Genomic DNA, 22,578 nt, shown 5'->3' with positions numbered 1-22,578 from the left:
GGGGCCGCTCCCCTTGGTGCGGGAAGCGACCCCGGGGTCTACCGCCCCGTCGGGGGCGGCTGATGACCGAGTGGGGGATGGCCCGGGGGCCGGCTACTTGACCGTGACGTCGGTGAGGACATAGTCACCGTGGAAGTCGATCGCCACATTGTCGACCGACTTGGAGTAGCCACCGTTGGTCTTGTACTCCCACAGCGGGATCGACGGCATCTTCTCCAGGAGGAGCTTCTCGGCCTCCTGGTAACCCTTGACCGACGCGTCCAGGGACTCGGCGTTGTCGCCCTTCTTGAAGGCGGCGTCAACCTCCTTGTCCGAGAAGAAGCCGGTGTTGGCCTCGGCGCCGGTGGCGAACAGCTCCTTCATGAAGTTGACGTTCACCGGGTAGTCGGCGACCCAGCCACCGCGGTACGCGGACTTGACCTGCTTGGCGTCACGCGCCTCCAGGTCGGTCTGGAAGTCCGGCTTGGCGTCCGGGACGCAGTCCACCCCGGTGGAGTTGCGGATCGACTCGCAGACCGCGGTCACCCACTCCTTGTGTCCGCCGTCGGCGTTGTACTGGATCCACATCTTGTTGCCCGGGATGCCACCGTTGTCGGCGACGAGCTTCTTCGCCTTCGCGGGGTCGAACGTGAAGACGTCGGTGTCCAGCTCCTGGTGACCGGCAACCCCCGGCGGAGTGAAGCTGGTGGCCGGCTTGCGGGTGCCGTTGAGGACCTTGTCGGTGATCGTCTTGCGGTCGATCGCCATCGACAGGCCCTGAACGACCTTGGGGTCGACGCCCTTGAAGGTCTTCGAGTAGAACACCGGCGTAAGGAACTGGAGGCCGGCCCACGCCTCGTCGATGACCCGGTCACCGAGGTCCGACTTGTACTTCGGCAGGTCCTGCGGGCCGACCTGCTTGACCAGGTCCAGGTTGCCGGACAGGAGGTCCTGGTACGCGGCCTCGATGGTCGCGTAGTTCTTGAAGAGGATGCCCTTGTTCTTGGCCTTGTTCGGACCCTGGTAGTCAGGGTTGGCCTTGACCTGGATCAGCTTCTTGTGGTCCCACTTCTCGAAGATGTAGGGGCCATTGCCGATCGGGGACTGGCCGAACGCCTTGGGGTCCTTGTAGAACGCCTCGGGCAGCGGGGCGAAGGTCTGGTAGCCGAGCTTGTACTCGAAGTACGGGACCGGGCCGGTCAGCTCGATGGTGAAGGTGGTGTCGTCGACGACCTTCAGACCCTTCATCGTCTCCGTCTTCGCGGCACCCTTCTCCGGGTGGACGTCGGAGTAGCCGGCGATGTCGGAGAACCAGAACGAGTTCTGCATCTTGTTGTCGACGTTGGAGTACCAGTTCCACGCCTTGACGTAGGACTCGGCGGTCACCGGGGTGCCGTCATGGAACTTCCAGCCCGACTTGAGCTTGACCGTCCAGGTCTTGGAGTCCTTGGAGGTCACCGACTCGGCGTTCGTGTAGACGATGCCGCCGTCCTTGTCGAACGTCAGCAGCTGGGTGAACAGCGACCGGATGACGTTGGAGCCAACCGACTCGTTGGTGTCGGCCGGGATCAACGGCTTCTGCGGCTCGCCGTTGTCCATGGAGATGTAGCCGGCAGGCTTGCCCTTCTCCTTCGAAGCCGAGTTGCTGCTGTCGTCATCCTTGCTACCGCCACCACAGGCAGTCGCCGACAGAGCCACAACAATCGCACCGACTACCCACTTGGCGCTCTTGCCACCACGCATGGGTTCCTCCTCATGAGTCCACTAGTCACATCAAGAGGGGCATATCTACGCGCGCAGACACCCCTGCCTGCAGCCGCTTCGAGTAGCCCCGAGTGTGCTCGTGAGTCGGTGCGCGCCCCACAGCGCATGACTCATTGACCCGAGCTCAATGGCCAACTATTAAGTACGACAGGGCCGTAAACCACAGTTAAATAGTCTCGTTTTGACAACATGCCACGCCCCGTCCGCCCGAAATGCGGACAAAGGGAGCGCAGACAGACACCCGCGAAACGGACTGTTAACACGCGCTCCGGAGATAACGGTTCGCTATGCGAACGCCGGGCGGGCGAGCAAGTATCGCACCAAACCGTACAAAACGGACGCCCCGGTCGCGCCCGCGCAGGAAGGCGAGGCGGCCGGGGCATCACGAGCATCAGCCAGAAGTCAGCAGTACTTCTTCTTCGCCGTCGCCGCCAACGACGCCTTGGGCACGGAGTCACCGCAGCGGAGGCCACCCTCGACGTCACTTGTCCACGACTTCACCTTGCCGTACCTCTCCGTCTTGACCCACTTGGTACCCCTGTCGCAGCGGTACTGAGTGTAGTAACCGGACGCCTTCTTCGTGCCGTGGAAGAACACGTAGGTGCCCTTCTTCGACAGCTCGTACTTCACCGTCTCTTCCTTGGTGCTGGTCCGCTTGCCCTCGGCCTTGAGCTCAAGGCCCACGTTCGCCTCAAGGCTGGCAATCGCGACCTTCCCGCTCACCTTGGTACCCGCCGTCGCCGTCACGGACGCCGTTACCTCATTGACCTTCTTCGTACTAAAGGTCTTCGTCACGACGCCGCCGGTGTAATTCTCCAACACCTTCCGATGCGTCACGACCCACGACTTGCTCACCGACGTCCACGTCAGCTTGGTGGCCCCGGGGTTGCACATAGGGTCGTTGGCCATCGGCGCAGCTACGGCCGGAGTGGCCATGGCGAGAGACACCGCCGCCCCCGCGAGCGAGAGAGCGATCAACTTGCGCATCACTTACCCCTTTTGCTAAGCAAATATGAAAATCAGAGACATAAAGTCCCACCCACCCCAACCTGGCGGGGAAACGATTATTCACCACGTCATAACCAAGCTCCACCCATTTGAGGTTTACATGAGGTGACCACGTCAATCCTTCACAAATCGCACTCCGGTCTCCGCATAGGAACGGCCCGGTTACTCCAACCGTGGAGTAACCGGGCCGGTCAAAAAAACCGAGTCAGCCGTGCTTGGCGCGCGAGGCCGCGCGGCCGCGCAGCTTCTGGTCGAGGACGACCTTGCGGATACGGACGGTCTCCGGGGTCACCTCGATGCACTCGTCGTCGCGGCAGAACTCCAGGGACTGCTCCAGCGACAGCTTCCTGGCCGGTACCACGTTCTCCGTGGTGTCCGCGGAGGCGGCACGCATGTTGGTGAGCTTCTTCTCCTTGGTGATGTTCACGTCCATGTCGTCGGCGCGCGAGTTCTCGCCGATGATCATGCCCTCGTACACCTCGGTGCCGGCCTCGGTGAAGATGACACCGCGCTCCTGGAGGTTGACCATCGCGAACGGCGTCACCGTGCCCGCGCGGTCCGCCACCAGCGAGCCGTTGTGCCGGGTGCGCAGCTCGCCGAACCACGGCTCGTGGCCCTCGAAGATGGAGTGCGCGATACCGGTGCCGCGGGTCTGGGTCAGGAACTCCGTACGGAAGCCGATCAGCCCGCGTGAAGGAACGATCCACTCCATACGGATCCAGCCGGAGCCGTGGTTGGTCATCGTCTCCATACGGCCCTTGCGGGTCGCCATCAGCTGGGTGATCGGGCCGAGGTGCTCCTCGGGGGAGTCGATGGTCATGCGCTCGATCGGCTCGTGCGTCTTGCCGTCGACCTGCTTGGTGACGACCTCCGGCTTGCCGACGGTCAGCTCGAAGCCCTCACGGCGCATCTGCTCGACCAGGATGGCCAGCGCCAGCTCACCGCGGCCCTGCACCTCCCAGGCGTCCGGGCGCTCGGTCTCCAGCACGCGCAGCGAGACGTTACCGATCAGCTCGCGGTCGAGACGGTCCTTGACCTGGCGGGCGGTGACCTTGTGGCCCTTGCCGCCCTTGCCGACCAGCGGCGAGGTGTTGGCGCCGATGGTCATCGAGATGGCCGGCTCGTCCACCGTGATCAGCGGCAGCGCGATCGGGTTCTCCGGGTCGGCCAGCGTCTCGCCGATCATGATGTCCGGGATACCGGCGATGGCGCAGATGTCACCGGGGCCCGCCTTCTCGGCCGCCTTGCGGGTGAGCGCCTCGGTCATCAGCAGCTCGGTGATACGGACGTTGGACATCGTGCCGTCACGCTTGATCCAGGTGACGGTCTGCCCCTTCTTCAGCTCGCCCTGCTCGACACGGCACAGCGCGATACGGCCGAGGAAGTTGTCGGCGTCCAGGTTGGTGACATGGGCCTGGAGCGGCGCGTCCTCGTCGTACTCGGGGGCCGGGACATGCGACAGGATCGTGTTGAAGAACGGCTCCAGGTTCTCGCTGTCCGCCGGGACCGTACCGTTCTCCGGCTTGGTCAGCGAGGCGATGCCGTCCCGCGCGCAGGCGTAGACGATCGGGAACTCGATCTGCTCCTCGGTCGCGTCCAGGTCCAGGAAGAGGTCGTACGTCTCGTCGACGACCTCGGCGATCCGGGAGTCCGGGCGGTCCGTCTTGTTGATGCAGAGGATGACCGGCATCTTCGCCTGGAGCGCCTTGCGGAGCACGAAGCGGGTCTGCGGCAGAGGGCCCTCGGAGGCGTCGACCAGGAGCACGACGGCGTCCACCATCGACAGACCGCGCTCGACCTCGCCGCCGAAGTCGGCGTGGCCGGGGGTGTCGATGATGTTGATCGTGATCGGGTCGCCACCGGTCTTCGGGTGGTACTTCACGGCCGTGTTCTTGGCCAGGATCGTGATGCCCTTCTCACGCTCCAGGTCGTTCGAGTCCATCATCCGGTCGTCGAGGTGCTCGGCGGCGTGCGCGGCGAAGGCGCCGGCCTGCTTCAGCATGGCGTCGACCAGAGTGGTCTTGCCATGGTCGACGTGGGCGACGATGGCGACGTTACGGATGTCGTGGCGCGTGGGCATGCTGGCTGGCGCTTCTCTCGATCGTGGGTGCGGCGTTGTTTTTCCTCGTACGCCCGCCGGGCGGACACGCGCGGCTGGGTCCCATGGTACGGGCCTGAGGCGTCCGGGGCTTCCCGGCCCGATCGGAGAGGCCGGAGTCACAGTGGTGCGGTGGGGTGCCGATGTGGGGTGAAGGGGTGGGGCTGCCCGGGTCATGGACGGGTACGAGCTTGCCCGCCGGACGGGCCGGCGGGCAAGTGAATTGATTGGTTTCTGAGCTTGGGAAGCGGCTCTGACCTGCTTTTCTTCTCCGGGTCGGGTCCCCGTTCCGCTCCCGTCGCCTTCTTTTCGCCCGGTCTTCTCGCGCTACTCCGCGCGGGCCGTCACTTCTTCTTCTTGTCCGTGAGGTCGGGGCCCATCGCGCCGGCCGTCTTGTACCCGATGTCCTGGTAGCGGGGTGCCTCGAAACCGAAGGCGCCCGCGTTCCGCAGCCCCGGCTTGGCGGCCACCAGCTGCGGACGCTGGTAGAGCGGGATGGAGCCGGCGGCGGCCCAGATCCGGGCGTCGGCCTGCCGGACCAGATCGCGGGAGGTCTTCTCGTTCAGCTCGGAGACCGCCCGGTCGAAGAGCTGGTCGATGTGGTCCGTACCGACCCGGGTGTAGTTCTGCTCCACCAGCAGGGATCCGTCGCTGGCGGGGATGGGCTTGGCGTAGATCGGCCGGCCGTCGGTCGCCGGGTAGGCGGTGGCGGGCCAGGAGTAGAGGGCCAGGTCGTAGTCGCCGGAGGCGATGTGGTCCTTGAAGTACCCGTTGTCGGCGACCTTGGTGATCTCCGTACCGATGCCGATACGGTCCAGCATCCGCGAGATGCGCTCCCCGACGCTGCGCAGCGAGTCGCCGCGCTCACCGGCCGGCAGGACGAAGCGGAGGGTCAGCGGCTTGCCGTCCTTGCCGAGCGGGCCGCTCTGCGCGAGCGCCTCGGAGGAGTCCGGGGACGGGGCGGGGGCGGCCGTGCCGCGCGGGGCGTAGGCGCCCGCCATGCCGCCCGGCTTCTTGTCGTGGGAGTCCTGGGCGGCGTTCTGCGCGGCGTTCACGGTCTGCTGCCGGGGCTCGGAGTCGTCGGCGCGGGCCGCCTGGTGGCGCAGCGCGACGCCCTGGACGGCGGCGGCCGGCGCCGGCGCGAGGATGTACGTGGCGGACTCGGGGCGGGGGGCGGTGTTGCCAGGCTTGTTGTCACTGCTGACGATGTAGAGGCCCTCGTCGGAGGCGGCGTCGGACGCGGCGTCACCGGCCGCAGGCGCGGCCTTGGTGCCGGCCTTGGTGCCGGTGGCGCCGCCCTTGTCCTCCGACGACTCGTCGTCCGACTTCTCCTCGTCCGCCGCCCCCTCCGGCTTGCTGCCGGCCTTGGTCCCGGCCGGCTTCTTCTTCGCCCCGCCCGGCGTCCAGCCCGCGTCGGCCAGCAGCGCCCGCGCCTCGTGCGTGTCCTGCTTGCCGAGGGCCCGGCTGCTGTCCGCGTACGCCTGCTGCCCGGCCAGCGCCAGATGGCTGCCCGGCGGCTTGGCCGAGAGTCCGAGCGGCTTGAGCACGAGGTCGGCCAGCTCCTGGCGGTCGAGCGCGCGGGCCACCGCACGCCGTACCCGCTCGTCGGCCAGCGGGCCCGACTCGCCGTTCATCGCGAGCTGCGTGTAGGCGGGCTCCAGGGACTTGCGTACCTCGAAGCCCGCCAGCCCCTTCTGCTCCTTGGCGTAGGTCTCGACGGCCTCGGTGGTCCGCTGCCGGGCCTCCTGGGCCTCCTCGGCCTTCTCGTCGTCCGAGCCGTACGCCTCGGCCCAGGACCGGAGGGCGGAGGCCGGGGTGATCGTGGCGCCGGGGCCGTGGGTGAGCTGCTCCGTACCGTGCGATCCCTTGTCCCTGATCGCCAGGGCGATACGTTTCGCCGCGCCGGTGTCGATCTCCGCGACATCGAGCCGGCCGGCGGCCAGGGCCGCCGCGCGCTTGTCGCGGGGGACGGCGCTCAGCACGATCGAGTCGAGCTTGGCCGGCTCGCCCCACCAGTGGGGGTTGCGGACGAGGATGGTCTCCTTGCCGCCGCGGTCGACCTTCTTGACCTGGAAGGGGCCCGCGGTGATCTTCAGCTCCTTGCGCGCCCCGTCGTTGAAGGAGTTGGGCGTCCCCATCACCGACTTGGGGTAGAGGGGGGTGAAGAGCGACTTCCAGTCGGCGTACGGCTTCTGGAACGTGACGCGGACCTCCAGGTCGTTCGCGCCGCGCTCGATCTTCTCGATCCGCTCGTACCCGGCGTTGCGGGCCGTCCAGTACGCGGAGTCCTTGCCGCGCAGGGCGCGCCACTGGGCGACGAAGTCCGGCGCCCCGATCTCGCGGCCGTCGCTCCACACGGCCTTCTGGTTGAGCTTGTAGAGCACGACCTGCTTGGGCTCGCGCTCGACGATCTTGGCGGACTCCAGATAGTCCGGGTTGAGCTGCGGCCGGCCGCTGCGGTCGAGGGTGAAGAGTGAGGGCAGTACGGCCTCGGCGATCCGGCCGGTGGTGGCGTCCGCGTCGGCCTGGAAGGCGTTGAACGTCGCGGGTACGGAGTCGACCGCCCAGCGGACGGTGCCGCCCTGCTCGACCCACTTCCGGGCGGCGGGGGCGACATCGGGTGCCGCCGCGGAGGTGGTGTCGCTCTCGTCCGCGTCCGAGGTGCACGCGGACAGCACGGGCAGGGCGAGAACGCCGCTGGTCAGGAGCGCGACGGAGCGGAGCGTACGGGAGCATGTCCTCCCGCGTGGGCCGACGTGGGACATGGCTTGTACCTCTTCGTCCTGTTTGTGGAATTTAGAGATGATCACACCTATTGCCCACTCACTGAAGGGGACGGCACGGCGACGATGGCGCAGACACGACGTTTTACCGACAAACGCCACCCGGGTGGCCCAACCGCACTCCGGGCGCGGCTCCCCGCACTCTTCCCAAGCAAGGTGTGACGCGCGACACTCGCAGTCATGTCCACGTACCGTCCGCGACCGTGGAAACGAGGACGACCCATGTCCCTTCAGGACGACTTATCGGCGGTCAGGCACCGGCTCGACGACCTGGTCCGCGCGGTCGAGCGGCTGGAGCGGAGCGTCGCCACCACCGGCCCGGCGCACACCCCCGGCCCCCCGCGCACCGTCGGCCCGGACACCCGCCCGGACGGCCCGGCGCTGGTCCCCGTCCCGGACACCCCGTACGACAGCAGCCTGTGGACGGACTCGGACGACGAGGGCCTGGGCGTACGGAACCGCAGGGCGCCGTAGCGCCCTCCGTGGCACCCCTCTCCGCCACTCCCCTCCAGAGCCACTCCCTCCAGGAACGTCCAGGACCGTCGAGGCCCCAGGAGACGCTTTGGCCACCGGAACCGACCCCTCGCCCTTACCCCCCACAGGTGTACGCGGCCCCTCCCGCGCCGCCATCGCCGCCCGGCATCTGCGCACCGACCGCTGGTGGCTCGCGCCCGCCGGGACCGCCGCCGGGCTTCTCGCCTTCGTCGTCTACTCGACCTGGCGCGCCTTCGCGAACAGCCACTACTACGTGGCGCCCTACGTCTCGCCGTTCTACTCGCCCTGTCTCGCCGAGAGCTGTGTCCCCATGCGGCACGGCCCCAACGCGGAGCTGTTCGGCGGCTGGTGGGGCCTGTCCCCCGCCCTGCTGATCCTGGTCTTCCCGCTGGGCTTCCGGCTGACCTGCTACTACTACCGCAAGGCGTACTACCGGGGCTTCTGGGCCTCGCCGCCCGCCTGCGCCGTCGCCGAGCCGCACCGGAAGTACACCGGCGAGACCCGCTTCCCGCTGATCCTCCAGAACGTCCACCGGTACTTCTTCTACGCGGCGCTGCTGGTCGCCTGTGTGCTGACGTACGACACGGTGCTGACGTTCCGCGACGCCGAGTACGCCTGGGGCCACGCGGGCCTCGGCTCGCTGATCTTCCTCGTCAACATCGCCCTGATCTGGGCATACACCGTCTCCTGCCACTCCTGCCGGCACATCCTCGGCGGCCGGCTGCGGCACTTCTCCCGGCATCCGGTGCGCTACCGGCTGTGGGGCTGGGCCGGAAAGCTCAACAACCGCCACGCGCAGCTGGCCTGGGCCTCGCTGATCAGCGTCGCCGCCTGCGACTTCTACGTCTATCTGCTCGCCACCGGGGCCTTCGCCGATCCGCGCCTCTTCTGATCACGAGGGAGAACCGTCCGTATGACGCAACTGGAACGCCGGCCCTGGGACGTGGTCGTGGTGGGTGCCGGCGGCGCCGGGCTCCGGGCCGCCATCGAGGCGCGCGAGCGGGGTGCCCGTACCGCCGTGATCTGCAAGTCCCTCTTCGGCAAGGCCCATACGGTGATGGCCGAGGGCGGTATCGCCGCCTCCATGGGCAATGTGAACTCCGGCGACAACTGGCAGGTCCACTTCCGCGACACCCTGCGCGGCGGCAAGTTCCTCAACCAGTGGCGGATGGCCGAGCTGCACGCGCGCGAGGCGCCCGACCGGGTCTGGGAGCTGGAGACCTGGGGCGCGCTCTTCGACCGTACGCCCGACGGCCGGATCTCCCAGCGCAACTTCGGCGGCCACGAGTACCCGCGCCTCGCGCATGTCGGCGACCGTACGGGCCTGGAGCTGATCCGTACCCTCCAGCAGAAGATCGTCTCGCTCCAGCAGGAGGACTTCCGCGCGTACGGCGACCACGAGGCACGGCTGAAGGTCTACCAGGAGTGCACGGTCACCCGGCTGCTGAAGGACGGCGACCGGATCGCGGGGACCTTCTGCTACGAGCGCGAGTCCGGCCGCTTCTTCGTGCTGGAGGCGCCCGCCGTGGTCCTCGCCACCGGCGGCATCGGCAAGTCCTTCAAGGTCACCTCGAACTCCTGGGAGTACACCGGCGACGGCCACGCGCTGGCGCTGCTCGCGGGCGCGCCCCTGCTGAACATGGAGTTCGTCCAGTTCCATCCGACCGGTATGGTCTGGCCGCCCTCGGTCAAGGGCATCCTCGTCACCGAATCGGTGCGCGGGGACGGCGGGGTGCTGCGCAACTCCGAGGGCCGGCGCTTCATGTTCGACTACATCCCCGATGTCTTCAAGGAGAAGTACGCGGAGACCGAGGCCGAGGGCGACCGCTGGTACGAGGACCCCGACCGCAACCGCCGCCCGCCCGAGCTGCTCCCCCGCGACGAGGTGGCCCGCGCCATCAACTCCGAGGTCAAGGCGGGGCGCGGCTCGCCGCACGGCGGTGTCTTCCTCGATGTCTCGACCCGGATGCCGGCCGAGGTGATCCGGCGCCGGCTGCCGTCGATGTACCACCAGTTCAAGGAGCTGGCCGATGTCGACATCACGGCGGAGGCCATGGAGGTCGGCCCGACCTGCCACTACGTGATGGGCGGTATCGCCGTCGACTCGGAGACCGCCGCCACGCCGGGCGTCCCCGGGCTGTACGCGGCGGGCGAGGTCGCGGGCGGTATGCACGGCTCCAACCGGCTCGGCGGAAACTCGCTCTCCGACCTGCTGGTCTTCGGACGGCGGGCCGGGCTGTACGCGGCCGGCTACGCGGCCGGGCTGGGCGGCGTACGCCCCGCGCCGGACGAGGCGGGGATCGACGCGGCGGCGCGGGAGGCGCTGCGCCCGTTCGGCGCGGACACGGACGGCGCGGACGGCGCGGATACGGGCCGTGGAGCCGCCGCCGAGAACCCGTACACCGTCCATCAGGAACTCCAGCGGACGATGCACGACCTGGTCGGCATCATCCGCCGTGAGTCCGAGATCGCACGGGCCCTGGATCGCCTCGCCGAGCTGCGCGAACGGGCCGAGCGCGTGGTCGTCGAGGGCCACCGGCAGTTCAACCCCGGCTGGCACCTCGCCCTCGATCTGCGCAACATGCTGCTGGTCAGCGAGTGTGTCGCGCGGGCGGCCCTGGAGCGTACGGAGAGCCGGGGCGGCCACACCCGCGAGGACTGGCCGGGGATGGCGCGCCACTGGCGCCGGATCAATCTCCACTGCGCGATCGAGGGCCGCCGGATCGCGCTGACCCGGCGGACCACCGAGCCCATCCGTCCGGACCTGCTCGCGCTGTTCGACAAGGAAGAGCTGGTCAAGTACCTCGCCGAAGAGGAGCTTCAAGCATGAACACGCCCACCTCCTCGCCCTCGCCCTCCTCGTCCTACGAAGCGAAGTTCAGGGTCTGGCGCGGCGACACGGACGGCGGGGAGCTGACCGACTTCGCCGTCGAGGTCAACGAGGGGGAGGTCGTCCTCGACATCATCCACCGGATCCAGGCGACCGCCGCCCCGGATCTCGCCGTGCGCTGGAACTGCAAGGCGGGCAAGTGCGGTTCGTGCAGCGCGGAGATCAACGGGCGGCCCCGGCTGCTCTGCATGACCCGGATGTCCGTCTTCCCGCGCGACGAGACGGTGACGGTCACCCCGCTGCGCGCCTTCCCGGTGATCCGCGATCTGGTCACGGACGTGTCCTTCAACTACGCGAAGGCGCGGGAGATCCCGGCGTTCGTCCCGCCGCCCGGGGTCGCGGCGGGCGCGTACCGGATGCGGCAGATCGATGTGGAGCGCTCGCAGGAGTTCCGTAAGTGCATCGAGTGCTTCCTGTGCCAGGACACCTGTCATGTGGTCCGGGACCACGAGGAGAACAAGCCCGCGTTCGCAGGTCCGCGCTTCCTGATGCGGGTGGCCGAGCTGGACATGCATCCGCTGGACGCGGCCGGGGAGTCGGGGATCGACCGGGCACGGAGCGCGCAGGACGAGCATGGACTCGGCTACTGCAACATCACCAAGTGCTGTACGGAGGTGTGCCCCGAGGGCATCCGGATCACGGACAACGCGCTGATCCCGCTGAAGGAACGCGCGGTGGACCGCAAGTACGACCCGCTGGTGTGGCTGGGCAACAAGATCGGCCGCAGACGGGAGTGAGCGCAGGGGCAGCCCTCTCGCGGACGAGGATCCGGTAGAGGTGTCCGGTCGCGGGCTTTCCCGTGCGGACATAACCTCCGAATTGTGATGACCTCCGTGCGCCGCGCCCGCCTCCGGAGCCTCGTCGCCGCGCTGCTCCTCGGCTGCTGGCTCGCGGTGTCCGGCACCGGTGCCTCCGGTACCGCCCGCGCCGAGCAGCCGGTGCCGCTGGACCGCCAGGGCCAGATCACCGACAAGGTGGGCGCGCTCGGCACCCGGAGGGGCGAGGTGAGCCGGGCGCTGGAGCGGCTCGACAGCGAGCGGCACGTCCAGCTGTTCGTCGTGTACGTACGGGACTTCTCCGGGCACTCCGCGCAGAGCTGGGCCGACACGACGGCCGCCCGGGGCGGCCTCGGCCGGGACGATGTGCTGCTCGCGGTCGCCACCCACGACCGGGTCTACGCCTACTCGGCCGACCCCGCCGCGCCCTTCACCGCCGCGCAGCTCGCCGAGGTCGCCAGGACCGCCGTCGAGCCCGCGCTGCGGCAGAACGACTGGGCGGGGGCGGCGATCGGCGCGGCGGACGGTTACGGGGCGGTGCTGGCGGGCCGGCCCGTGCCGACCCCCGCCATCACCCCCGGGCCGGCCGATCCGGGCGGCGCGGCGACGGGCGGGGGCGCGGCGGTGAATCTGGTGCTGCCGGTCGTCGTGGTGCTCGCCGCGGCCGGGATCGCCGCGTACACCTTCGCCAAGCGCAGACGGCGGGCGGCGTCCCGTACGACACCGGGCGGCGGGCGCGGGGGCGGACCCGGGGACGGGAACGGCGGCTGGGGTACGGGCCCGTACCGGCCGCAGCCGCCCGCCGAGGTCCCGCTCGCCGAGCTGGACGGCCGGGCGCGGCGCGTCCTGGTCGAGACGGACGACGCGCTGCGCACCAGCCAGGAGGAACTGGGCTTCGCCACCGCGCAGTTCGGCGAGGAGGCCGCGGCGCCCTTCACGGACGCGGTGGCCTTCGCGAGGGGCGAGCTGACCGTGGCGTTCCGGCTGCGCCAGGAGCTGGACGACGCGTATCCGGAGGACGACGCCACCCGCCGCCGGATGCTGGCGGAGATCATCGCGCGCTGCGCGGAGGCGGACCGGCGGCTGGACGCGGAGTCCGAGGCGTTCGACCGGCTCCGGGCGCTGGAGCGCAACGCGCCGCGCGCGCTTGACACCGTCACGGCGTCCTACCAGGAGCTGACGGGCCGGGTCGCGACGGCCCGCGAGACCCTGGCGGCCCTGCGCGAGCGGTACGCGGACTCGGCCGCCGCGCCGGTCGCGGACAGCGCCGAGCAGGCCGCGGACCGGCTGACCTTCACGGCCACCGCGCTGGCCGAGGCGGGCCGGCTGGTCGCCGCCGGGGACAACGGCCGGGCCGCCGTGCACGTACGGGCCGCCGAGAGCGCCGCCGGGCAGGCGGCCACGCTGGCCGAGGCGGTCGAGCGGCGCGCGCGGGAGCTGGCGGAGGCCGCCGGGCGGCTCCCCGGCGCGCTCACGGAGACGGAGACGGATCTCGCGGACGCGCGCGGTCTGCTGAAGGGCACCACCGCCGGGGTGTCGACGGCCGACCTCCAGGGCCGGATCGGCCGCGCGGAGGCGGTGGTCCAGGAGGTACGGGCGGAGAGCGGCGCCGGCGGGCGGTACGACCCGATCGACGCCCTGCGCCGGGTCGAGGAGGCGGACGCGGTGCTGGACGAGGCGCTGACCGGGGCGCGCGAGCGCGAGGCGGGCGACCGCCGGGCGGGCACGCTCCTCGACCAGGCGATGCTCACGGCCGGCTCGGCGATCGGCGCCGCCGCCGACTACGTCACCACGCACCGGGGCGCGGTCGGCAGCGAGGCCCGCACCCGGCTGGCGGAGTCGCAGCGCCGGCTGGAGTGGGCGCGCGGGCGGGCGGCGACGGGCGACGCCCAGTCCGCGCTGGCCGAGGCGCAGCGGGCGGACGCGCTGGCCCGGCAGGCGCAGGAGCTGGCCGAGCGGGACGTGCGGTCGTACGGGAGCCGGTACGGCGGCGGCCCGTACGGGAGCGGCCCGTACGGCGGCGGGAGCGGCGGCATGGGCGGCGCGGTGCTCGGCGGCATCCTGCTGGGCGGCCTGCTCGGCGGCGGGGGACGCGGTTCCGGTTACGGCCGGGGCGGTGGATTCGGTGGCGGAGGCTTCGGCGGCGGGGGCGGCGGTCCGGGCAGCTTCGGCGGGGGCGGGACGCGCGGCCGGATGGGCGGGGGCGGCCGTTTCTGACGTACGACCCGCCGCCTCTCCGACGTACGACCCGCCACCTCATCACCTTTCACCTTTCCCTTCCCCATTTCCCGCGCGAGGAGCGGAACCATGACGAAGCAGACCATTCTCGGCCGTGTCACCCAGCTGGCGAAGGCCAATATCAACGCCCTTCTCGACCAGGCCGAGGATCCCCAGAAGCTGCTGGACCAGCTGATCCGCGACTACACGAACAACATCGCGGAGGCGGAGGAGGCCGTGGCCGCCACCATCGGCAATCTGCGGCTGCTGGAGCAGGACCACCGGGAGGACACCGAGGCGGCCCAGGAGTGGGGTGTGAAGGCGCTCGCGGCCAGCAGGAAGGCCGACGAACTGCGCGCGGGCGGCCGGACGGCGGACGCGGACACCTTCGACAATCTCGCCAAGGTGGCGCTGGAGCGGCAGCTCCAGTCGGAGAAGGAGGCCCGGACGGCCGAGCCGACCATCGCAGCGCAGACGGAGGTGGTGGCGAAGCTCAGGACCGGTCTGGAGCGGATGCGGGCCAAGCTGACCGAGCTGCGCGCCAAGCGCGACGAGCTGGTGGCGCGGGACAGGTCGGCGCGGGCGCAGAACCAGATGATGGACGCGGTCAAGAGCATCAACGTCCTCGATCCGACGAGCGAGATCGGCCGCTTCGAGGACAAGGTACGGCGTGAGGAGGCGCGGGCGGCGGGCAAGCAGGAGCTGGCGGCGTCGTCCCTGGACGCGCAGTTCGAGCGGCTGGACAGCCTCGGGGACAGCGCGGAGGTCGAGGCGCGGCTGGCGGCGCTGAAGTCCGCCTGACGGCACGGACACGGCACGGCCGGTGTTCCCCCGTACCTCACCGGCCCGGAGAAGAGAGCGGGAGGACACCGGCACCGGCCCGTACCGCCGCCGTCAGTACATGCTCAGCAGCTGCTCCACCGTCGGCTCGGCGGGCGCCCTGTCCCCGTCGGGCAGCGCGAGTTCGAACCAGACCGACTTGCCGCGCGGGGTACGGCGCGAGCCCCACGCGGCGCTCAGCAGCCCGACCAGTTGCAGCCCCCGGCCGCCCTCGTCGGTGTCGCGGGCCCGGCGCCGGCGCGGCTGTACGAGCCCGCCGTCCCAGACCTCGCAGACGAGCGTCCGGTCCCGCAGCAGCCGCAGCCTGATCTCTCCTTCGCCGTACCGCAGGGCGTTGGTCACCAGCTCGCTGACCAGCAGCTCCACCGTGTCGACCAGCGGTTCGAGATCCCAGGCGATCAGCTGCGCGCGGGAGAGTTCCCGGGCGCGGCCCACCGAGCGCGGCTCGCGCGGGAGTTGCCAGTCGCCGACCGCGTTGTCCGGCAGCCCCTGGATCCGGGCCATGAGCAGGGCGATGTCGTCCTCGCCGTGCCGGGTGTCGAGGGTGTTCAGCACATGGTCGCAGACGTCCTCCAGCGGCCGGCCGGCGTTGGCGAGGGCGGCGCGCAGCGCGGTCAGCCCCTCGTCGAGCGGCTGGTCCCGGGACTCCACGAGCCCGTCCGTGTAGAGCGCGAGGAGCGATCCCTCCGGCAGGTCCACCTCGACCTGTTCGAAGGGCTCGCCGCCCACCCCGAGCGGCATCCCCGGCGGTACGTCGAGCATCAGCGCCTCCTCGCCCGGTTCGACCAGGGCGGGCGGGAGATGGCCGGCGTTGGCGAAGGTGCAGCGCCGGGTGACCGGGTCGTAGACCGCGTACACACAGGTGGCGAGGTAGACCTCGGAGAGGTCGGCGTCCCGCGACTTGTGCGCGACCCGCGACGCCTGCTGGGCGCCGCTGGGGGTGCCGAGTCCGCGCGCGATCTCGTCCAGCGCGGAGAGCACCTCGGCCGGCTCCAGGTCGAGCAGCGCCAGGGTCCGTACGGCCGTACGCAGCTCCCCCATGGCGACGGCGGCCCGCAGCCCGCGCCCCATGACGTCACCGACGACGAGCGCGGTGCGGTGGCCGGGCAGTTCGATGACGTCGAACCAGTCGCCGCCGACCTCCGTGGCCGTGTTGCCGGGCAGATAGCGACAGGCGATGTCCAGCCCGGCGGCCTCCGGGTCGCCGGGCGGCAGCAGGCTGCGCTGGAGGATCAGCGCGCGCTCGTGCTCCCGGCGGTAGAGGCGGGCGTTGTCGATACAGACGGCGGCGCGCGCGGCCAGCTCCACGGCGAGGGCGCGGTCCCGCTCGCCGAACGGTTCGCTGCCCTTCGTACGGGAGAAGGAGACGAGCCCGATGACGGTGTCGTGCGCGACCATCGGAACGGCGAAGCTGGACTGGACGAGGCTGCCCGGCTCGCCCGGGATGGCCCGGACCTGACCGCTGCGCAGGGCGCTCGCGCTGAGCGAGCTGAACGGGAAGCGGTGGACGGCGCCGACCTCCGGCGGTACGTACTCCTCGTCGTCGGTGCCGACGGGCCCGGTCAGCGGACCGTCGGAGACGGCGCTCGCGAAGGCGACCCGCCGCAGCCGGGCGCTGCCGCCGCCGGACTCGGCACCCGAGGACTCCCAGCGCCCCGGCGGTGCCTCCTCGCCGGTGAGCAGCGACTGGTAGAGGTCGACGGAGGCGAGATCGCAGAAGCCGGGCACGGCGACATCGAGCAGCTCGCGCGCGGTGGTCTCCAGATCGAGCGAGTTGCCGATCCGGGCGCTCGCCTCGTTGAGGAGCGCGAGGTTACGGCGGGCGCTGGCGGCCTCACGGGCGGCGGCGTGACGGTGTGTGACATCCGTACCGACGCCGGCGATGCCGATGGCGCGCCCGGAACCGCTGTGGACGCGGTAGAGGTTCATCGACCAGTTGCGGCGCTCCTGGTCGGCCGGCCGGACGCCGACGATCGGGAGATCGGTGACGGGCTGTCCGGTCTCCAGGACCCGCTTGAGCGCGGCGGTCAGCCGGTCGGCCTCGGCGCGGGAGAGGTAGTCGTACGCCGTACGTCCCCGGTGATCGGTGACGCCGCCGCCGAAGACGGTGGCGAACCGCTCGTTGGCGCGGCGGACCTTCAGGTCCGTTCCGAAGAGGAGAAAGCCGAAGGGAGATTGGCCGAAAATGGCCTGCGACGAGGCAAGGTCGGTTTCGATCCGGCGCAGCGCGTGGACGTCCACGACGATGCAGAGCGCGGCCCGTTCACCGCTCTCCGTCTCGCTCGGCATCACATAGACCTCGGCGAGCCCCTGGGGCCCCCTGCCCCCCACCGCGCGGAACGGGACGAGCCCGGTCCACTCCTTGCCGTCGAGGATCTCCTTGACCTTGCGACGGCCGCGTGGCCGCAGCTCGGAAGGCATCAGCACCTCGACCGGGTCCCTGCCTCTGACCTGGTGCGCACCCATGCCGAACAGCTCGGCGGCCCGCTCGCTCCACTGATCGATCAGGCCGTCGGGGCCGATCGAGAAGGAAGCGGCCCTGATGTAGTCATAGATAGAGCCGGGCGGACTGCTCTGCCATACGACGTCGCCCGCCGCCCCAGATATCTCGCTCACGCGACCGTCCCCTCCAGCTCACGCACCGGACCGGCCTTGCCCGCAGTATTCAGCACTACGGCCCCGGCCGGCACGCCGTTCACGATCACAGCACACTCTCGCTTCTTTTGAGCCGAGTCCAAGCGTGATCGTTGTCCCTTCACACTTCTAACCAGAGAGGGGCAGCTCGAACCACACGGTCTTACCCGTCTTCCCGCGCCGAGTCCCCCAGCGCCGCGCGGAACCGGCCACCAGCCCCAGCCCCCGGCCCCCTTCGTCGTCGGGACCGGCAGGACGTTCGACGGGGGGATCCGGCAGCGGATCGGAGACTTCCACGAGAAGCGCGGGCCGGCCGGCGACGACCGGGCCGCCGGCCGCGAGCCGTACCCCGATGGGTCCGGAGGCGTAGCGCAGGGAGTTGGTCACCAGCTCGCTCACGAGCAGGACCGCCGTCTCGGCCACCGCGACGGGCAGGCTCCAGTCACGGAGCGTGTCGCGCACGACATGGCGGGCGGTGCGTACGGCGTCGGGTGCGGCGGCGAAGGTCCACTCGGCGCGCGCGCCGTCCTCGGTGTCGAGCAAGCCGACCACATCCCCGGACCGACGGTGGACCACTGGGCCCGACCGGGTCTGTCCGGGCGGGCAAAGAGGGATATACCCGATAATCGTGACAACTACCGCATCCCGCTGCCCCGATCACACCGACCGCGCCAGATCAACCGCATCAGACCGTCAGACCGGATGTCAGACCGGATGCGCGCGCAGCCGCCCGGCGGCCTCGGCGACGGCCGGGCGGTCCTGGTCGAGCCAGTCGACGGTATGGATCTCGTCCGGGCCGAGCCAGCGCAGCTCGTCGTGGTCCTCCAGCGGCCGGGGCGTGCCGGAGACCAGCGCGGCCGTCCACACCTGGAGGACAAGACCGGGCTTCAGCGGCCAGGCGCCGGGGATCCGCTCCACCGGCCGCGCCTCCACACCGAGTTCCTCGCGCAGCTCGCGGACGAGCGCCTCCTCGGGCAGCTCCCCCGGCTCCACCTTGCCGCCGGGCAGCTCCCAGCGGCCGGCCAGCTCGGGCGGCGCGCTCCGGCGCGCGGCCAGCAGCCGCCCCCGGTCGCACACCGCGCCGGCCACCACGACACGATCACTCACGTTCATACGGGGAGCCTAGGGCGCGCCTCTCCCGAGGCAGGACCCGGGCACCGCCCGGCACGCGCCTGCGCCCTGCCCCGGCCATGACCTGCCCCGCCCAGCCCCGCTCCTGCCCGTACGGGCAGGGGTCAGGGAGTCGTCTGACCGATCCGCTCCACCGAGTACAACTGCTTGTGCCCGCGCCCATCCAGGCTGTCGGCTATTTTCTGCGCCTCGTCCTGCGTCGCATACCGGCCGACGCGGTAGCGCGCACCGTTGTCGTCCTGCCGTATCACCAGCCAGGGGAGCCCGGATCCGCCGTCGTTCATCGCGCTCCCCCCGCCGCCGACCTGCATCTCTCCGCTGATCTCCAGGAAACCGCAATCTGCATATGCCTGAGCGTACGCCTGACCTTTACTGAGCGGATACGTGTTTTCACCAAGAGATACGCATCCGGCCAACAAAACGCCGAAAACCAGGGGGCGGAAACGCCCTGTTCACGCCCCCCAACCTCGGCACACCCCCGTCACGGGCGCCCCGTACGCCCCGTCAAGTCCGTACGAGCGGCATGAAAAAGGACATCCCGCGCCGGTCCGGGAACCGGCGCGGGATCACATGGGCGGACAACAACGTCCGATACCAGTCACTTGACAGAGAGGTGATACGCGAGTCGGTACCGGTCGGCGGGGATGACCACGTCCGCCGTCTCCACTGCCCGTCCGGACGCGAAGTACGTCCGCTCCAGGACCATCACCACATGGCCGGGGACTCCCCCGAGCGCCAGCAGCTCCTCCGCGAGCCCCGGGCGCGCGCCGACCTCCTCCACCACGTTGTCCACGACGATGTCGATGGCCGCCATCCGCTCGACCACCCCGCAGCCCCCGAGGGGGCCCTCCTCGGGCAGCATCACCGGGGTGCGCCCGGTGACCGTGAGGGGTTCCCAGGACGTCGAGAGCATCATCGGCTCGCCGCCGTCCCGGAAGACGTAGCGCGTACGCATGACGCGCTCCCCCGGCTCGATCCCCAGCCGCTCGGCGATCTCCGGGGGCGCCTCCCGCTGGTCGCTCCTGGACTCCCAGGTCCCGCGCGCCCCGGCCTCCGACTGCTCCTGCCGGAACGGGCTGGAGCCGGCCGGCGGCCGGTAGCCGGAGCGGGCGATCCGGCGCGGCACCGGCCGCTCCCTGACATACGTCCCCGACCCGGAGCGGCCTTCGACCAGCCCCTCGGCCATCAGCACCTTGCGTGCTTCCAGCGCGACCGTGTCCGAGACGCCGTACTCCTGGCGGATACGGGCCTGCGACGGCAGCCGGGTGTGCGGCGGCAGATCACCGTTGACGATCTTCTCGCGCAATTCGCTCGCAACGCGCAGATAGGCGGGCTGCTCACCGAAGGCCACGGGCCACTCCCATCAGCTTGACAGACAGCAACAGAGTGGCAACCGTGGGTTGTTGACCGCAAGCATGGGCCAGGGTTTCACCTGAAGTGATGAGCCGGGGTTTACACCCCGGCTCATCTGTAAGGATGGCTTTTCGGTGGCTCCGGTGGCGGCTGTACAGAAGGACGGGATCGTCATCACCGAGGCTTCCGGAACCGTACGGCCGCCCCCGGCGGCAGCTGCCCCGCCAGCGGCAGATCCGCCGCGTGCACGACCCCGATGACCGGATAGCCACCGGTGACCGGATGGTCGGCGAGGAACAGGATCGGCTGCCCGTTGGGCGGCACCTGGAGCGCGCCACGCACCATGCCCTCGGCGGGCAGCTCGCCCGCCCGGGCCCGGCCGAGGACCGGCCCGGCGAGCCGTACCCCCACCCGGTTGGACCGGCTGGTGGCGGTCCACACCTCGCCGTACAGCGCCGCGACCGCCGCCGCGTCGAACCAGTCGTCCCGGGGCCCGGGGACGACCCTCAGGACGAAGTCCCTGGGCAGCGCGGCACGCGGAGCGAGGTCCACACCCGGCATGGCGCCGCCCGGCGGGGCCAGCGGCAGGACGTCCCCGGCCGCCAGCGGCGCGGGGCCGAGCCCCGACAGCAGATCGGTGGAGCGCGAGCCGAGCGTGGCGGGCACCTCCGGGCCACCGCGCACCGCGAGGTACGTACGCAGCCCGGCCACGGGCGCGCCGAGCGCAAGCACCTGCCCGTCGGCCACCGCGAAGGGCACGTCCATCCCGAGCGGCCGCCCGTCCAGCGCCGCCGGGCAGGGCGCCCCGGTGAGCGCGGCCCAGACGGTGCCGGGCGCCCCGTCGGCCCCGCGCGCGTCGATCCGCACCCGCAGCCCGCCGTAGGTGGTCTCCAGCGCGGCGGTGTGCTCCGGGTTGCCGACGAGACGGTTGGCCAGCGCCAGGGAGGGAAGGTCGGCGGCGCCCGAGGCGGTCACCCCGAGATGGGCCCAGCCGGGCCGGCCCAGATCCTGAAGGGTGGTCAGCGGACCGGGATCGAGAATCACCAGGGCCCGCGCGCGCCGTACCCGTACGTTCCGTACGGCCGGCGCGCTCATCGCGGCACCTCCCGCAGCCGTACGGTCCGGCCCGGGACCAGCAGGGCCGGCGGATCGCGCCGCTCGTCCCAGAGGGGGAGCGAGGTCGTGCCGAGGAGCTGCCAGCCGCCCGGCGAGGAGCGAGGGTAGATCCCGGTGAACCCGTCCGCCACCGCGACGGCCCCGGCGGGCACCTCCGTACGCGGCTCGGCGCGCCGGGGCAGCCGCAGGGCCGGGTCCGTCCCGGTCAGATAGCCGAAGCCGGGGGCGAAGCCGGCGAAGGCCACGGTGTAGTCGGGCGCGGTGTGCCGGGCGATCACCTGGGCCGTCGTCAGCCCGGTCAGGGCGGCGGCCTGGGCGAGGTCTGGGCCGTCGTACCGTACGGGCACGGTCAGCGGTGCGAGAGCGGCCCCCGCCGCGCCCGGTGTATCGCCGGTCGCGCCGCCCGTCACGGCGGCGGCCCGGCGCGTCACCTCGGCGGCCAGCGCCTCGTGCCCGGTGGCCGCCGGGTCGTAGGTGATCAGCAGGGTACGGGCGGCGGCGATCAACTCCCTTACACCATTCGGGATTTCACGCTCCAGCGCGGCCCGCAGGGCGAGCACCTCGCCGGTGCCGGCGAGGTCGACGATCAGCGCCGCGCTGCCCACGGCACGCACCGAAAGAGCCGGCGGCGGCGTCATCGGCCGGTGAAGGGCCGGGGACCGTGGCCCGCGCGGGTGAGTTCCGCGTGCAGCAGCCGGGCGATCGCCACCGCGTCCGGGGTGTCGCCGTGCACGCACAGGGAGTCGGCCTCGACCGGGACCTCGGTGCCGTCGACGGCGCGGATCACCCCGTCGGTGACCAGCCGCAGACAGCGGGCGACGATCGCGTCGGGGTCGTGCAGGACCGCGCCGGGCTCACGGCGCGGCACGAGGGTGCCGCTCGGCGTGTACGCCCGGTCGGCGAACGCCTCCCGCACACAGCGGAGTCCGGCCTCCCCGGCCCGCCGCAGCCACGCGCTGCCGGGCAGCCCGAGCACCGGCAGGGCCGGGTCGTACAGCCGTACGGCCGTCACCACGGCGGCGGCCTGCTCCTCGTGGTGGACGATCGCGTTGTAGAGGGCGCCGTGCGGTTTGACGTACGCGACCCGCGCCCCGGCCACCCGGGCGAAGCCGTCGAGGGCGGCGAGCTGGTAGAGGACGTCGTTGACGAGTTCCGCCGGGTCCATGTCGATGAAGCGCCTGCCGAAGCCGGCCAGATCGCGGTAGCCGACCTGGGCCCCGATCGCGACCCCGCGCCGGGCGGCGCCCTCGCAGACCTTCCGCATCACGGTCGGGTCGCCCGCGTGGAAGCCGCAGGCGACGTTGGCGCTGGTCACGACGGAGAGCAGGGCGTCGTCGTCCCCCAGCCGCCACGCGCCGAAGCCTTCGCCGAGGTCGCTGTTCAGATCAATCCGTTTCATGCCGTGCAGACTGCCGTACACGGCCCGCCCGCGCCGGAAAACCACAGGCTCCCCGCCCCACCCCGCGCCTGCGGCGAGTACTCCGCCGACTGGTC

General features: G+C 70.9%; 18 protein-coding genes. 6 read left to right on the top strand and 12 right to left on the bottom strand.

Annotated features, from left to right (window positions below):
• Positions 1-93 precede the first annotated feature (93 nt).
• The 4 genes from DVK44_RS23115 to DVK44_RS23100 form a co-directional block, all read right to left on the bottom strand.
• Entirely contained in the window at positions 94-1,722 is a 1,629-nt protein-coding gene (locus DVK44_RS23115; protein ID WP_114661394.1) for a peptide ABC transporter substrate-binding protein, read from the bottom strand.
• A gap of 423 nt (positions 1,723-2,145) precedes the next feature.
• Positions 2,146-2,730 carry a hypothetical protein gene (locus DVK44_RS23110; protein ID WP_162794022.1) on the bottom strand — a complete coding sequence of 195 codons (585 nt, stop codon included), beginning with the start codon at positions 2,728-2,730 and terminating at the stop codon, positions 2,146-2,148.
• A gap of 226 nt (positions 2,731-2,956) precedes the next feature.
• Complete coding sequence (gene typA, locus DVK44_RS23105) at positions 2,957-4,831, bottom strand: translational GTPase TypA (RefSeq protein ID WP_114661392.1); 1,875 nt, start codon at positions 4,829-4,831, stop codon at positions 2,957-2,959.
• Positions 4,832-5,193: 362 nt separating this feature from the next.
• The gene (locus DVK44_RS23100; RefSeq protein ID WP_114661391.1) at positions 5,194-7,614 is read right to left on the bottom strand and encodes an ABC transporter family substrate-binding protein; all 2,421 of its coding nucleotides are present in this window, start codon (positions 7,612-7,614) and stop codon (positions 5,194-5,196) included.
• Positions 7,615-7,854: 240 nt separating this feature from the next.
• Here DVK44_RS23100 and DVK44_RS23095 point away from each other — a divergent pair, with 240 nt between their 5' ends.
• The 6 genes from DVK44_RS23095 (at position 7,855) to DVK44_RS23070 (ending at position 14,811) form a co-directional block, all read left to right on the top strand.
• Entirely contained in the window at positions 7,855-8,106 is a 252-nt protein-coding gene (locus tag DVK44_RS23095) for a hypothetical protein (protein ID WP_114661390.1), read from the top strand.
• Between the two features lie 88 nt (positions 8,107-8,194).
• The gene (locus DVK44_RS23090; protein ID WP_114661389.1) at positions 8,195-9,019 is read left to right on the top strand and encodes a hypothetical protein; all 825 of its coding nucleotides are present in this window, start codon (positions 8,195-8,197) and stop codon (positions 9,017-9,019) included.
• Between the two features lie 21 nt (positions 9,020-9,040).
• Positions 9,041-10,957 carry a fumarate reductase/succinate dehydrogenase flavoprotein subunit gene (locus DVK44_RS23085; protein WP_114661388.1) on the top strand — a complete coding sequence of 639 codons (1,917 nt, stop codon included), beginning with the start codon at positions 9,041-9,043 and terminating at the stop codon, positions 10,955-10,957.
• Entirely contained in the window at positions 10,954-11,754 is an 801-nt protein-coding gene (locus tag DVK44_RS23080; protein WP_114661387.1) for a succinate dehydrogenase/fumarate reductase iron-sulfur subunit, read from the top strand. Before DVK44_RS23085 ends, DVK44_RS23080 begins: the two co-directional genes overlap by 4 nt.
• A gap of 87 nt (positions 11,755-11,841) precedes the next feature.
• Positions 11,842-14,010: a TPM domain-containing protein gene (locus DVK44_RS23075; RefSeq protein ID WP_114661386.1), complete on the top strand. Its 2,169-nt coding sequence runs from the start codon at positions 11,842-11,844 to the stop codon at positions 14,008-14,010.
• A 90-nt stretch (positions 14,011-14,100) separates the two neighbouring features.
• Complete coding sequence (locus DVK44_RS23070; RefSeq protein ID WP_114661385.1) at positions 14,101-14,811, top strand: PspA/IM30 family protein; 711 nt, start codon at positions 14,101-14,103, stop codon at positions 14,809-14,811.
• 93 nt (positions 14,812-14,904) lie between these two features.
• Here DVK44_RS23070 and DVK44_RS23065 read toward each other — a convergent pair whose 3' ends face one another.
• From DVK44_RS23065 to DVK44_RS23030, 8 genes are all read right to left on the bottom strand, one after another.
• Positions 14,905-17,466, bottom strand: a complete 2,562-nt coding sequence (locus DVK44_RS23065) for a SpoIIE family protein phosphatase (protein WP_114661384.1) — start codon at positions 17,464-17,466, stop codon at positions 14,905-14,907.
• A 147-nt stretch (positions 17,467-17,613) separates the two neighbouring features.
• A complete protein-coding gene (locus tag DVK44_RS23060) occupies positions 17,614-18,036 on the bottom strand; it encodes an ATP-binding protein (RefSeq protein ID WP_114661383.1) in 423 nt (140 codons plus the stop codon).
• A gap of 153 nt (positions 18,037-18,189) precedes the next feature.
• On the bottom strand, positions 18,190-18,591 hold the full coding sequence (locus DVK44_RS23055; RefSeq protein ID WP_114665376.1) for a (deoxy)nucleoside triphosphate pyrophosphohydrolase: 402 nt from the start codon (positions 18,589-18,591) through the stop codon (positions 18,190-18,192).
• Positions 18,592-18,719: 128 nt separating this feature from the next.
• Positions 18,720-18,899 (bottom strand): SPOR domain-containing protein, encoded by a 180-nt coding sequence (locus DVK44_RS23050; protein WP_114665375.1) that lies wholly within the window; start codon positions 18,897-18,899, stop codon positions 18,720-18,722.
• 314 nt (positions 18,900-19,213) lie between these two features.
• Positions 19,214-19,966 carry a GntR family transcriptional regulator gene (locus DVK44_RS23045; protein ID WP_114661382.1) on the bottom strand — a complete coding sequence of 251 codons (753 nt, stop codon included), beginning with the start codon at positions 19,964-19,966 and terminating at the stop codon, positions 19,214-19,216.
• Positions 19,967-20,142: 176 nt separating this feature from the next.
• Complete coding sequence (locus DVK44_RS23040; RefSeq protein WP_114661381.1) at positions 20,143-21,063, bottom strand: 5-oxoprolinase subunit C family protein; 921 nt, start codon at positions 21,061-21,063, stop codon at positions 20,143-20,145.
• Positions 21,060-21,722, bottom strand: coding sequence for a 5-oxoprolinase subunit B family protein (locus DVK44_RS23035; RefSeq protein ID WP_114661380.1), 663 nt, complete (start codon positions 21,720-21,722; stop codon positions 21,060-21,062). The genes DVK44_RS23040 and DVK44_RS23035 overlap by 4 nt, the downstream gene beginning before the upstream one ends.
• Entirely contained in the window at positions 21,719-22,483 is a 765-nt protein-coding gene (locus DVK44_RS23030) for a LamB/YcsF family protein (protein ID WP_114665374.1), read from the bottom strand. The genes DVK44_RS23035 and DVK44_RS23030 overlap by 4 nt, the downstream gene beginning before the upstream one ends.
• Positions 22,484-22,578 lie beyond the last annotated feature (95 nt).

It is taken from the genome of Streptomyces paludis (assembly GCF_003344965.1).
In the GTDB taxonomy this organism is placed as follows: Bacteria; Actinomycetota; Actinomycetes; order Streptomycetales; family Streptomycetaceae; genus Streptomyces; species Streptomyces paludis.
The sequence above is the reverse complement of the archived record's forward strand: the minus strand, read 5'-3'. Positions and strand labels throughout refer to the sequence as shown.